Source organism: Autumnicola aciditolerans (assembly GCF_041679265.1).
Taxonomy (GTDB): Bacteria; Bacteroidota; Bacteroidia; order Flavobacteriales; family Flavobacteriaceae; genus Autumnicola.
This window is the reverse complement of sequence record NZ_JBGFSM010000002.1, coordinates 260,645-274,148: the sequence shown is the minus strand read 5'-3', so window position 1 is coordinate 274,148 and position 13,504 is coordinate 260,645. Positions and strand designations below refer to the sequence as shown.

Genomic DNA, 13,504 nt, shown 5'->3' with positions numbered 1-13,504 from the left:
ATTACGATAGTATAATTTAAGATGAAAATGTATCTTTTAAATTGTTATAAACTTCCTCATATTTCACGGCGATTTGCTTCACGTCAAATTTTTGTTTTGCCTGCTCTTTGGCTTGCTCTTTAAGATGCTGTAGATTTTCCTCATATTTTATTGCATAATCCAGTTGATTAGATAATGCTTCCCGGTTACCTACTTCAAAAAATAATGCCGACTCCTGATTTGTGCATTCTTTATTTTCAGGAATATCAGAACATACAATTAGTTTTCCAGCAATCATTGCCTCAAGTAATGCCCCTGGTAAGCCTTCATAATAAGAGGGGAAAACAAAAATGTTTGAGATAGCCAGTAATTCAAGCACATCTTTCCTGTGTCCCAAAATTAAAATGCTTTTTTCCAGACCTAATTCTTTGGTTCTTTTTTCCAGCATAGGTCTTATTGGGCCTTCCCCTGCAAGGATAAGGACGCAATTGGGATTTTTCTTAAAAACCTTGGGTAAAGACTCGATAAGATCAAACTGACCCTTCCGCTCCATCTGCCGCCCAACATTAATAAGGACGGTTTTATTTTCCACCTGAAGTTCACGTTTAAGATTTTGCAGTACATCTTCAGAAAAATCATTTTCGGGTATTTCCCTTCCTCTAAAAATCACCTTAACCTCATTAGGGTCTATATGCAAGGCTTTAGTATTGGTTTCTTTAATGGCTTGAGAATTAGAAATAAAAAAATCTACGCTTTTAGCCGTATATCTATCATATAATTCTACCAGTTTTAAGGTGGCTTTTTGTTTCAACGGCAGATTTTTATAGCGTATTTTGCCATAGGAATTATTTACAAAGCTGTTAATAAGAGGTATGCCGGGGTATTTTTTCTTTAGCCTTCTGGAAATTATATCTGCTTTAAACAAGGTAGAATGTACTACATCGGGTTTCTCTCTTTCATAAACCGGTACCAGCGCTTTAACAGCTTCTCCAAAATTGTATTTCCCTTCAATATTTAGATAAATGACTCTTATATTGCTATTGGTAATTGCTGAAGGCCGTCTGTTAGATCCTACATAAATTTGAACAAAAACCGGCTCATACTCTGTAAAATATTCTGCAATAAGACTCAGGCTTTTCTCTGCTCCTCCGGTTTGTACAGTATCTATTAAAAATAATACCTTTTTCATTTTGAGTTGGATTTTCCGCTTAAGTAGTAGCTTTTATACCAATTTACAAATTTCTCTACCCCTTCTTTTATTCCTGTTTCTGGCTGGTAATTAAAATCTGTACTTAAGGCTTCCACATCTGCCCAGGTCCTGTTTACATCTCCAGGCTGCATGGGCAGCATTTCTTTTTTTGCCGGTACTTCCAGCTGCTTTTCAATCTCATTAATAAAATCAAGAAGTTTTACCGGTTTACTATTTCCGATATTATAAAGTGAGTACTTTACCCCTTCTTCCTTTAATTCTGATTCAACCACTTTATTAATACCTTTTACAATATCATCTATATAGGTAAAATCCCTTTCAAGATCCCCATGATTAAATACTTTGATAGGTTTATTCTTAACTATAGCATCTGTAAAGAGAAACATAGCCATATCTGGCCTCCCCCAGGGCCCATATACGGTAAAAAACCTTAGGCCTATTGTTTCAAAGCCGTAAAGATGACTATACGTATAAGCCATTAGTTCATTGCTCTTTTTAGTTGCCGCATAAAGACTTATGGGTTTATCTACCCTGTCTTCAGTAGAAAAAGGAACCTTTGAGTTTTGGCCATAGACACTGGAACTGCTTGCAAAAACCAGGCGCTTTATATTAAAGTTTCTACAGCACTCCAATATATTTGCAAAACCCAGTAAGTTGCTATCGATATAGGCTTCGGGATTTTCTATACTATACCGGACTCCTGCTTGCGCGGCCAGATTACAAACAACATCAAAATTTTCAGCTTTAAACAAAGCCGGAAGAGCCTGCCTGTCTTCTAAGTTAAGCTTTATAAATTTAAAATTGCTAAAGGTGAGACTCGTGCAATTTTCCCCATAATTTCTCGCACTATTTCTTTTTATACCTAATTCTTCTAACCTGTCAAATTTCAGATCTACATCATAGTAGTCATTAATATTATCAAGCCCGGTTACCTCATGGCCATGCTTTAGCAATACATAGGCTAAGTGAAATCCTATAAAGCCTGCGGCACCCGTTACTAAAATTTTCATTTTACCTTAAGTTTATGAAGTAAGCAACCAGCAAAGGTTGTTACTGTTTTATTTTTATTAAGAAAGCCTTTTAGGCTTCTAATTTTTTCAAAATAATTTATTTCAGGAACCTATTGCATAGAAATCAAAACCAATCTCTTCTTTAGTCTTTCTTTCCAATAATCTTCGCCCATCAAAAAGAAAAGCTGGTTTTAACATTTCATCATAAATTTTCTGCCAGTCCAATTTTTCAAATTCATCCCACTCCGTCAGGATCGCTACAGCATGCGCGTCCTCACAGGCAGCGTAAGCATCTTTAACAACTTCTACCTTAGAGCGGTTCTCTTCAGAAGACCTGGTATTTAAATAATCAAGGTCTGCATACACCTGCTCTTCTTTTACCTTTGGATCATAAATCACAATTTCAGCGTGTTCATTAAGAAGATAATCTGTCACATAAATTGCTGCAGACTCTCTGGTATCATTAGTGTCTTTTTTAAAGGCCCATCCCAGGACAGCAATTTTTTTACCCGATACCGTATTATATAAAGTTTTTACGATATTAGCCGCAAACCTCCTTTTTTGATGGTCATTCATTAGAATCACCTGCTCCCAGTAATCTGCAACCTCTTCAAGTCCAAAAGATTTTGCTATGTAAACCAGGTTCAATATATCCTTTTGGAAACATGAACCCCCAAAACCTACAGAAGATTTTAAAAATTTTGGACCAATCCTGGAATCCATCCCTACTGCCTTTGCTACTTCATTAACATCGGCGCCGGTTTTCTCACATAATTCTGACATGGCATTTATGCTGGAAACCCGTTGTGCCAGAAAAGCATTAGCGGTTAACTTTGAAAGTTCTGAAGACCAGACATTAGTTGTTAAAATATTTTGCCTTGAAACCCAGGAAGCATAAATATTCACCAAAGCTTCCATTGCTTCTTTCCCTTCTGGTGTGTCCATATCTCCTCCTATAAGTACCCTGTCCGGATTTTGTAAATCCTGTATAGCGGTTCCTTCTGCTAGAAATTCCGGGTTAGATAAAATCTGGTATTTTACACCATTACCGGTGTTATCCAAAATATCCTTAAGCGCCGCCGCGGTACGTACAGGAAGGGTAGATTTCTCGACAACTATTTTATCATTTTTTGCTACTCTGGCTATTTGTCTTGCACAAAGCTCAATCCATTTTAGATCTGCCGCCATCCCCTTACCAATACCATAAGTTTTTGTAGGCGTATTTACAGAAATAAAGATCATATCTGCCTTATCAATAGCAGCATCCACTGCTGTAGAAAAGAATAGATTTTTACCTCTGGCCCCTTTTACCACTTCAGACAATCCAGGTTCATAAACCGGAATATTCTCCACATCTTCATCATTCCAGGCTGCAATTCTTTTTTCATTAATATCGACTACGGTCACCTCTATATCAGGGCACTTTTGGGCAATCACTGCCATTGTAGGACCTCCAACGTATCCTGCACCAATACAACAAATATTCTTAATTTTCAATTTTTATGATTTTTTGTTTTGTTATAGTTTTTTATCGCATTTATTGCCGAGAACTCCTTTTACGTCATATACCACGGCATAATCTTCTTTAAGGACATCCAGATTAAGTGAAAGAAATTCTTTATGAGCCACGGCAAGTACTATGGCTCCAAACTTCTTATCAGGCAACTGTTTGGTTGTTTTTAAACCGTACTCATGCATTACTTCTTCAGGATTTGCCAAAGGATCATACACAGTAATATTTATTCCGTATTCCTTTAGATTACGAATAACCTCTATTACTTTTGTATTCCTCACATCTGGACAATTTTCTTTAAATGTTACTCCTAGTACCAAAACCTGGGAGCCTTTTACCTTCTGATCATTTTGAAGCATTAATTTCACAACTTCCCCGGCTACATATTGCCCCATAGAGTCGTTCATGCGCCTACCGGCAAGGATAATCTCTGGATGGTAGCCAATTTCCTGAGCTTTCTGCGCAAGATAGTACGGATCTACCCCTATACAATGTCCTCCCACCAGTCCCGGTTTAAATGGCAGGAAATTCCATTTTGTGCCAGCTGCTTCAAGTACATCCTGAGTATCAATCCCCATCATGTTAAAGATCTTTGCCAGTTCATTCACAAAGGCAATATTAATATCTCTTTGGGAATTCTCAATTACCTTGGCAGCTTCAGCAACTTTAATGGTAGGTGCCAAATGTGTACCTGCCGTTATAACCGATGCATATAATTGATTTACTTTCTCTCCTATTTCAGGAGTTGATCCCGCTGTAACTTTAAGTATCTTCTCTACGGTATGTTCCTTATCACCCGGATTAATCCTTTCCGGAGAATAACCCACAAAAAAATCCTCGTTAAATTTTAATCTGCTGTGCTTTTCAAGAACAGGAACGCACTCTTCTTCAGTAACGCCTGGATAAACCGTAGATTCATACACGACTACGTCCCCTTTTTTCAGCACATTTCCTACAGTCTCACTGCTTTGATATAGCGGAGTTAAATCTGGGCGGTTATTTTTATCTACAGGGGTGGGAACGGTAACTATATAATAATTACAATCTTTTATCTGTTCCAATTCTGCTGAACAAAACAGGCCATTATTTCCTGAGGGCTCAGTTTTTAAAACGGATAGAAGTAACTTCCTTTCAATTTCCAGAGTGACATCTATCCCCTGCATTAACTCGCTTACTCTTTTTTGGTTGATATCAAAACCTACTACAGGATATTTTTCTGCAAAAAGCCTGGCAAGTGGGAGTCCAACATACCCCAGGCCTATTACCGCAATTTTTATATCCTTATCCATTCTTAATATAGTTTAGCCAGAGGCTTTACTCCTCTATCTTAAATTATGCCAGTACCAGGCTACGGCTTCTTTCAAGCCTTTCTCAATAGTAAATTCTGGTTTATAGCCAAGAAGTTTTCTTGCTTTATCAACAGATGCCAGGGAGTGAGGAATATCACCGGGGCGGTTGGGCCCGTGCTGGACTTCAATCTTTTCTATCTCCTTATCATATTCAGATAGGAAATTTTTCAAATATTGGGTTAGCTCTACCAAATTCGTCCGGTCTCCTACTGCCGTGTTATAAATTTGATTTACCGCTTCAGGATTTTCCACAGTTAGAGCAAGTAAATTCATCTGGATAACATTATCAATATAAGTAAAGTCCCTGGAATAAGTTCCGTCTCCATTTATTACCGGGCTTTCATGCTTCATAAACTGCATGACAAATTTTGGAATAACCGCAGCGTAGGCACCATTTGGATCCTGTTTTCTTCCAAATACGTTGAAATAACGTAAGCCTATAGTATCCAGATTGTAAGCATCATGAAAAATATCGGCATATAGCTCATTAACATATTTAGTAATCGCATAAGGTGATAAAGGCTTTCCTATTTTATCCTCTATTTTAGGAAGATCTTTTGAATCTCCATAAGTAGAAGAACTCGCCGCATACACAAAACGTTTAACTCCTGCATCCTTTGCGGCAACTAGCATATTTAAAAAACCTGAAACATTCACTTCATTGCTTGTTACAGGATCTTTTAAAGAACGTGGAACAGACCCCAGGGCTGCTTCATGCAAAATATATTCTTTATCCTCACAAACCTTTTTGCAGATTTCAGGATCACGAATATCTCCTTCTATTAAGGCAAAGTTAGGATTATCAATAAATTTTTCAAGATTATGCCGGTGTCCCGTAGAAAAATTGTCAAGACAGCTCACCATCACCCCCAATTTAAGCAAATGCTCGCATAAATTAGAACCAATAAAACCCGCTCCGCCGGTTACTAAAATCCTTCTGGACTTCAGCATGGAAAACTGATCTTCACGCATTAAAAATAATGATTTTAACAATTATAATCGCCAAAGATATAATTTACTTTTCAAGCGAAAGACTTCTGTATCTTAAAGAAATGCAAAAAGATCAGGGAGAATCTACCAAATGTTTAAAACGCGGTGGACTCCAGGTGTACTAATTCCGTATTTATAATTTTTGAAGTACTCTTATCTGAAAGTAATTTGCTGTTAAGACGGTTAATAAGCATCTGCATCGCATTTTTCCCTACTTCTTCCGGAAACTGTTCAATATAACTTATAGAAGGAGTAAGAAAACGTGCTACATTTTCAGGCAAAAAACCAATTATTTTAAGATCTTCAGGAATGCGCAGGTTGTTTTCATAAGCCATCCGGTACACGCGCATAGCACTTTCAAAATCGGTACAAAGTACGGCTTCCACTCTTTTATTTACAAGCATATTATATATACCATCAATAAGTACCTGCTTTCTGGAAGATGCCGCAATGATACTTTCCATTCCCTCTGTTAAAGCACTTTCATAGCCTTTAATGCGCAATTTACCTACTCCCAGGTGATGAATGCCTGAGGCCAGTCCAATTTTTTTGATACCTTTGGAAATAAGGAGTCTAGTTGCTTCTGCAAAACTTTTTTCGTCATCTATGCCCACTTTATCAACCGGAACATCAATATTAATGCGATCATAAAGTACCACCGGGATTTCATATTCCAAAATCCCAAAAATATGGTCATAATTTCTTGCCCGGTGAGTGGCTTCAGAAATTGCAATTAAAACTCCGTCTACAAAACCTGAAGTAAGCATATCTGTGATCTGCTTCTCTCTCTCCAGAGATTCGTTAGAAATATATGTAATCACCTGCAGGCCTTCTTTTTGCGCCTTGGCTTCAATTCCAGAAAGTACTTTTGCAAAAAAGTTATTGGAGATATTGGGAATAACCACTCCTATAGTTCCGCTTTTACTGCTCTTTAAATTTACCGCTACAGGGTTTGGCCTGTAATTATGCAAGGCGGCCAGTTCCTTAACTCTTTCTATAGTTTTGGGACTTATTTCCGAACTGTCATTCAGCGCTTTGGAAACCGTGGAAACAGAGACATTTAATAGTTTTGCCAGCTCCTTTAGAGTTATTTTGTTCTTCATATAAATGAGTGCAAGAAATAATTCAACAAATTTATACTATTTCAGCAATTTTTTGCGGATTCTGTTGTCCTAATTTCATAATGATAAACTAAATTTAAAATTAGCCCTGTATTCTTCGAAGCTTCTTCTTGATTATATTAGAGTTCTAGTTTACTTTTTAATAATTTCCACCTCCAAAACCTAATATTTCATGAAGTTTTTAAAGTCATACTGGTTCTATATTATAGCGGCTATAATCACAATTGTTGGATTGTTAACCGGTTGGTATTTTTTCCTGCTTTTTGTAGTTCCCTTTGGCCTGTTTAGCCAGGGCAAAAAAGAGGAAGAAGAATAACAAGTTAAAGTTATACTAAATCAGCTTCTTCATTTGCAAGACAGGCGCCACAAGCGTATTTTGACATGAATGTTCAAATAAAACCAACTATGAAACGAAAAGGCACTTTATCTCAAACACTTAACATGTTGAGACTTGAAGAAGGATATGAAGAAGACTTTAATTTACTGGATAAAAAATTAAAGTCTGACGCTGAAAAGGAAGAGTTTCTATCACAGGATTTCGTGGTAGATGAAGTTTACAGGTTTGAAGGCCCATCTAATCCCGGTGATGAAGCGATACTATATGCAATAAGTACTTCTTCGGGAAAAAAAGGGGTTTTGGTAGACGGGTATGACTATTCTTCAGGACAGACCTCTGCAGAGCTTATTAAGAAACTTGATCTTAAAAAAAATCGGCCAATAAATTAATTCTATAATTTCATCTTTTTGTACAGGAACGAGAATTGTAATTTTGAATTGAAATTTTTAAATCAATAAATAAAAACTATGAGTTATTTAGGTTTAGATAGTAATAAAACAGAAAAGACTGTAGAAGAATTAAATATTCTTTTAGCCGATTATCATTTGTATTATCAGAAATTAAGAAATTTCCATTGGAATGTAATCGGGAAGAATTTCTTTGATTTACACGAAAAGTTTGAAGAGCTTTATGATGATGCAAAACTGAAGGTTGACGAGATTGCAGAAAGAATTTTAACTTTACGGCACCAGCCAACAAGTAACCTTAGTGAGTATCTTGAACTTTCCAATATTAAGGAATCAAAAAGCGAGCTTTCAGATCTTGAGATGATTGAGCAATTGCTGGAAGACCATGGAGTTTTGCTTACACAAATGAGAAAAACTGTAAAAGTTGCTGAAAACGGAGGTGATGAAGGAACTATAGACCTTATTGGAGCTTATATTAGGGAGCTGGAAAAAACCAGCTGGATGCTGGATGCCTGGAAAATGAAAACCACCGAAACCCATAGGGCCATATAAAAGTAATTTTTTCCAAATGTTTGAAAACTTCAGCATAAATGAATCCCTGAGTAAAATCGGGACAAAATTGGGCAATTGGGCAGATAGTATTATCCTCAATTTGCCCAATTTTATTTTGGCAATTCTGGTTTTTCTCGTCTTCATTTTAATTGCAAAATATGTAGGCCGCTTAATTAACGGATTATTAAGGCATAAAGTAAAACAGGCATCTATAAGAGAAATGTCTGTAAAAGTTCTAAAAGCCATTATTATTCTTGTAGGATTTTTTATTGCCCTTGGCCTTCTAAACCTTGATAAAATACTAACTTCTGTACTTGCGGGTGCGGGAGTGGTTGGCCTGGCCATTGGCCTCGCGCTTCAGGGGACGCTAAACAATACATTTTCAGGAGTAATATTAAGTTTCCTGCCTCAGTTACAAATTGGAGACTGGGTAGAGACCAATGGATTTGCCGGGGAAGTAAAAGAGATCAACCTGAGAAACATTGTTATTAAACAGTCTGACAACAATTATGTAATTATTCCCAATGGAAAAATTGTGGAAGAGCCATTCAAAAATTTTAGCAGGACAGTACGCTCAAGAGTTATGCTGAATTGTGGCGTGGCCTATAACTCTAACCTGGAATTTGTACAGGACCTTACTAAAAAAACAATAGCAAACACTTTCCCCCAACAGGGAAATGAAGAGGTGGAATTCATGTATGAAGAATTTGGAGACAGTTCTATAAATTTTGTGGTGCGTTTTTGGACCAATGTATCTAAGAACAGGGATATTCTGATGGCTAAAAATAAAGCGGTTATTGAAATTAAGAAAGCTTATGATGCGCATGATATCAATATTCCATTCCCTATAAGGACCATCGATTTCACGAACAAATTATCTATCCAAAAGCCGGAAAAAGAAGACTGAAATTTTTTATACTGAAACAGTAGTCTTCGGGTAAATCCACGACCACCTCGCTGCAAGAAATAAGATGAAAGATTTGATCGTAACGAACTGATGAACGTCACAATTTTTTAGTTATCCCATTCTGGAAATAATGCAAATCACAGAATATAAAAGCAAGCCCTAAAGGCAATAGCAGCTTCAAATTTTTATCTCCATTGATATAAAATTCGAGATTTTGTAAATGCTTTATTAGACAATAAAATGGATACTAGTAAACTAAATAAGCCCGGAAATTCCGGGCTTTTGCATTTGATATTTTCTGAAAATAGAGTTGGTTGGAATATTACCTTTACTCCTTCTACTCCTTCTACTCCTTCACTTTTTCATCAAAACCTGAAATCTAAACCAAATGAAAACCTCGCTCCCTCAGATCCGGAAAACAGGCTGAAGGTACCATTCACAGCATCGGCACTGTTTATCCATACGCCGCCGCCGTAGCTGTCATGCCACAATGAACTGTCTTCAAAATCATTCCATACTCTCCCCAGGTCATAACCTCCAAAAACACCAATTTGAAACGGCAGAAAGCCGGTTTTAAACTGATCAAAACCATAACGCAAATCCCCGCCTGTGGCAAAGGCTGTTTTTCCGGTAAATCTTTCCTGGCGGTAACCCCTTAACCCGCTATCTCCACCCAGTTGGGCGGCCTGATAAAATTCATAATCATCTCCAATATTCATATGCACCTGGACATGTGTTTTAAGAACTAACTTTCGGTTTCTGGTAAGGGCATTAAAGAAACCAAGGTAAGGCTTAAAATATCCGAAATATTGATCGGTTTCCGCCGTATTTATTTTCCCGCCAAGATTAAGCACAAAACGCATTCCGCGGGTAGGGTTTAACCTATTATCATAACTTTCATATTTATACATGGCATCCAGTCCTCCAAAATATTTCCTGTCAAAAAAATTGGCATCTTCCTGGTAATTTTCGGTAACAAAACGATCTGGTGTGGCATCTACTTCTACAGCTTCAAAATTGGCCATCCAGGCAAAATAACTTCCAAAAGGCGTGCTGTTTACAAAGCCAAAGTCTGTACCTATCCTGCTTATTCTAACCCTGTTGTAATCCATGTCACGTTCGTCTTCATAATTTATGGTCTCATTTCCAAAGCCAAAGAAATTAGTAGCATAATTAGGACTGGTAAAATGTGCTCCAACCTGCAAGTTGTAATTCCCGATAATATTGGCAAATTCCCCTTCATAATAAAGGTCGAATCCCCCTGTGGCAAAATAAATGCCCCCACCTAAGGTATGACTAGAAGTAAATGGATTTCTTTTAAAGCCGTAGATAGAGTAAACCGTTTCCATTCCTATTTTAAAACCCTGGTCCGGATTATAACCAAACGCGGGAATTATACTGGCAGACTTATAATTCTTTTTATCCTTATCGTAGGTGTTAATGTCGTAAACATCGGTAAACCTGAATTTGGCATTAGCACCTTCCTTAATAGTATTGGGTTTGGATTTGTGGTCGTAAATCTTCAGTTTTTCCTTGTTCCTGATGGTATAAATGTCATTATTCTGTCCTCCAATAATACGTACATAGATATAGTTATCTCCCTCTCCTTCAACAGTGATTTCATCGTCATCATCAAGCGCATAAATCCAGATATCCTTGGTTTCTTTTTTATCGTAGATTTTATCACTCAGGATATCTGCCCGCTCCCCATCTTTATTTCTGTAAACGGTCACCCTTGTCTTCCCTTCAGGCATCCGGATTACGTCTACAAAATCATCTTTATCTGTTCCCGTTATAATTGCCAGTTTAGCGAACTGTTCATAATAACGTTCAGCAATATCTACAATATTGTCCCTTCTGCCTTTAACTTTTTCTATAAGTTCCTTGGTTGTCTCACCCTGTGTTTCCGGAGGGAGATTAGAAAAGGCCTCTTCTATTACTTCGTCTGTAACATGTTCTTTAATGTATTTTGCCTGTTCCAGCCATGCTTCCCTGCCTGTATTCTGAAGAAGGGACCTGTCCAGACCTGTAGCCGTTATATTAAACCATTGTACATTATTAATATCGGCTCCATAAACAGCAAATTGATTGGCAAATCCCGCCAAAGCCCGCAGGGTACCAAAAAAGGCGCCGTCAAAATTTGAAAACACCTGGTCCCGATCTCGTGGAATAGGTTTGAAAACGCGGCTGCCATCTTCCTTTTCTATTTCTGCCCATCTCCACTGGTCCTGATGCCTGTCCCAATCTCCAATTAGCATATCGAAAACCCGTGCTCTCACATAGGCCGGTTCATCTAAAGAATATTTTTCATCTCTCCTTAGCCTTTCAAACATATCGGCCGTGCTTACAATATCGTGATTAGGGCTCCAGAAGTTTTTATAGCCCAGCCAGTTTTCTTCAGGCCGCTCTACCAGCATGTATACTTCATCTCCATGCTGTGAATTGTATTTACCCAGCTTTTTTTGCTTTGGCAGATAAAACAATTGTGGATTGGTATGTGCCACTCCGGCAGCTTCAGAAAGAACGGGAATTGCCATAAACGCGTAAGGATGTGCAGCGGTATAGAAATCTTTGACCAGATTCTCTGCCACGGTATTATCCAGTTCACTTTCTATAGGGCGATCTTTATATGCCACGGTTTGAAGAAATTGTATGGCTTCTTTTCTAATTCTTCTAAAATTATATTCCCTGCCCAGGCTGTCTTTTACTCTTAGGGACATCGTTTGGTGCCCCCCTCCGGCCCTTACAGGTTCTAAACCGCCATAAAGGGTATCCAGATCGGCAACCTTAAATTTGATATTCTTTCCATAAAGCTCCCTGTAACGCTCTCCCCACAAGGTTCTGAAAGTTGCTCCTTTATCTGTTTCTTCTTTAGGATAGACTGAAGTGGTAATACTTTCCGGGAAACTTCCAGGTAGTAAAGAAGCATTATAATATTCCGGTACCTGAAAGATTTCCTTTTGGTAAAAAAGTTTCGGCTTGTTGTCCACATTTCCGTAGAAACTAATCCAGGAAGAACCATCTTCAAAAACATCCAATACCGCAAATCCCTGGCCCTGGTAAGCAAAGAGACCAGTGTTGCTCAAGGTTACATAGGAAGCTTTAGAGCCCGAACCTGCAACAACCTGTTTAATATTATTATCTTCTATATACTGCAGGGAATGTTCATGCCCGGAAATAAAAATAAGCCTATCTGCCTGTTGTGCGAGGGTGGTTAAGCGCTGTACCATTGCCTTGTAGCGTTCATTTTGGGCATCCTGTATGGAAACCCCGCCTGTGGTACGCATTAAGGTAGCTAGTGATCCCAAAACCGGAACCGGGATTTTCTTTTGCGAAGGATAAATCTGGCTGGTGAGGCTATACTGGCCGCCATGCACTCCATTGGTAAGCAAGGGATGATGAATGGCAATAATAATGGTCTTATCCTTATTCTTGCTAATTTCAGACTCTACCTCAAGAAGCATTGCCTCCCGGGTTTTTATATTACAGTCATCATTAATTTTAGGATTGTCATCCCAATCTTCAAGATACCATTGGGAATCTATAACAATCATTTCAATATTCTCGCTAATATCCAAAACTTCAAGCCCGCAGCCGGTATTTGGTGACCACTTCAACCGATCATCAAAATTTTCCTTCAGATATTTTGCCTCTCTTTCCAGCCCGTCTATTCCCTTGCTGTACCAGTCGTGATTGCCGGGAATAAATATCACATTCCCATCATAATCTTCAATAGCATCCAATTGGGCTTCAAGGCGATATTCGGCATTTTCCCTGTCCGGATCATCTTCCGCAGGCATCCCAACGGGATAAATATTGTCTCCCAGGAAGATGGAATAGTTTTGAGGTTGATTAACCGAATCCAGAAAACGTTTAAAAGCAATTAATCCTTCAGAACTTCCCCCTATTGGAGAATAGCCACCATCGCCTAGAAGGTAAAACGATTTTTCTATTTTTTTATCCTGAGGATATCCAAAATCCTCTTGTGGCTCCCCCTCCCTATATTTAGGCCCTGCAGAGGAACAGGAGCAAAGGAGAGATACCACCACTATTACGTACAGTAGGTTAACTTTTATCATAAACGCTGAAGTCGATTTTTTTTGTAATTTGGCAGGAAAATAAGCAATTG

General features: G+C 38.1%; 11 protein-coding genes. 4 read left to right on the top strand and 7 right to left on the bottom strand.

Annotation, left to right across the window (positions count from 1 at the left end; genetic code table 11):
• Positions 1-16: 16 nt before the first annotated feature.
• The 6 genes from AB8M93_RS02935 to AB8M93_RS02910 form a co-directional block, all read right to left on the bottom strand.
• Positions 17-1,168, bottom strand: a complete 1,152-nt coding sequence (locus tag AB8M93_RS02935; protein WP_373056136.1) for a glycosyltransferase family 4 protein — start codon at positions 1,166-1,168, stop codon at positions 17-19.
• Entirely contained in the window at positions 1,165-2,199 is a 1,035-nt protein-coding gene (locus AB8M93_RS02930; RefSeq protein ID WP_373056135.1) for an NAD-dependent epimerase, read from the bottom strand. Before AB8M93_RS02930 ends, AB8M93_RS02935 begins: the two co-directional genes overlap by 4 nt.
• A 102-nt stretch (positions 2,200-2,301) precedes the next feature.
• The gene (locus AB8M93_RS02925) at positions 2,302-3,696 is read right to left on the bottom strand and encodes a nucleotide sugar dehydrogenase (protein ID WP_373056134.1); all 1,395 of its coding nucleotides are present in this window, start codon (positions 3,694-3,696) and stop codon (positions 2,302-2,304) included.
• A gap of 21 nt (positions 3,697-3,717) precedes the next feature.
• Complete coding sequence (locus AB8M93_RS02920) at positions 3,718-5,001, bottom strand: nucleotide sugar dehydrogenase (RefSeq protein ID WP_373056133.1); 1,284 nt, start codon at positions 4,999-5,001, stop codon at positions 3,718-3,720.
• A gap of 33 nt (positions 5,002-5,034) precedes the next feature.
• Entirely contained in the window at positions 5,035-6,033 is a 999-nt protein-coding gene (locus AB8M93_RS02915) for an SDR family oxidoreductase (RefSeq protein ID WP_373056132.1), read from the bottom strand.
• 113 nt (positions 6,034-6,146) lie between these two features.
• Positions 6,147-7,154, bottom strand: coding sequence for a LacI family DNA-binding transcriptional regulator (locus AB8M93_RS02910; RefSeq protein ID WP_373056131.1), 1,008 nt, complete (start codon positions 7,152-7,154; stop codon positions 6,147-6,149).
• A gap of 190 nt (positions 7,155-7,344) precedes the next feature.
• Between AB8M93_RS02910 and AB8M93_RS02905 the strand changes: the two genes are divergently transcribed.
• The 4 genes from AB8M93_RS02905 to AB8M93_RS02890 all read left to right on the top strand — a co-directional run bounded on the left by AB8M93_RS02905 (position 7,345) and on the right by AB8M93_RS02890 (position 9,375).
• Positions 7,345-7,488, top strand: coding sequence for a hypothetical protein (locus tag AB8M93_RS02905; protein ID WP_373056130.1), 144 nt, complete (start codon positions 7,345-7,347; stop codon positions 7,486-7,488).
• A gap of 89 nt (positions 7,489-7,577) precedes the next feature.
• Entirely contained in the window at positions 7,578-7,898 is a 321-nt protein-coding gene (locus tag AB8M93_RS02900) for a phosphoribosylpyrophosphate synthetase (protein ID WP_373056129.1), read from the top strand.
• Between the two features lie 78 nt (positions 7,899-7,976).
• Complete coding sequence (locus AB8M93_RS02895; protein WP_373056128.1) at positions 7,977-8,468, top strand: Dps family protein; 492 nt, start codon at positions 7,977-7,979, stop codon at positions 8,466-8,468.
• A 16-nt stretch (positions 8,469-8,484) separates the two neighbouring features.
• Entirely contained in the window at positions 8,485-9,375 is an 891-nt protein-coding gene (locus tag AB8M93_RS02890) for a mechanosensitive ion channel family protein (protein WP_373056127.1), read from the top strand.
• Positions 9,376-9,740: 365 nt separating this feature from the next.
• Here the strand turns inward: AB8M93_RS02890 and AB8M93_RS02885 are convergent, their stop codons facing one another.
• Positions 9,741-13,454: a metallophosphoesterase gene (locus tag AB8M93_RS02885; protein ID WP_373056126.1), complete on the bottom strand. Its 3,714-nt coding sequence runs from the start codon at positions 13,452-13,454 to the stop codon at positions 9,741-9,743.
• Positions 13,455-13,504: the final 50 nt, after the last annotated feature.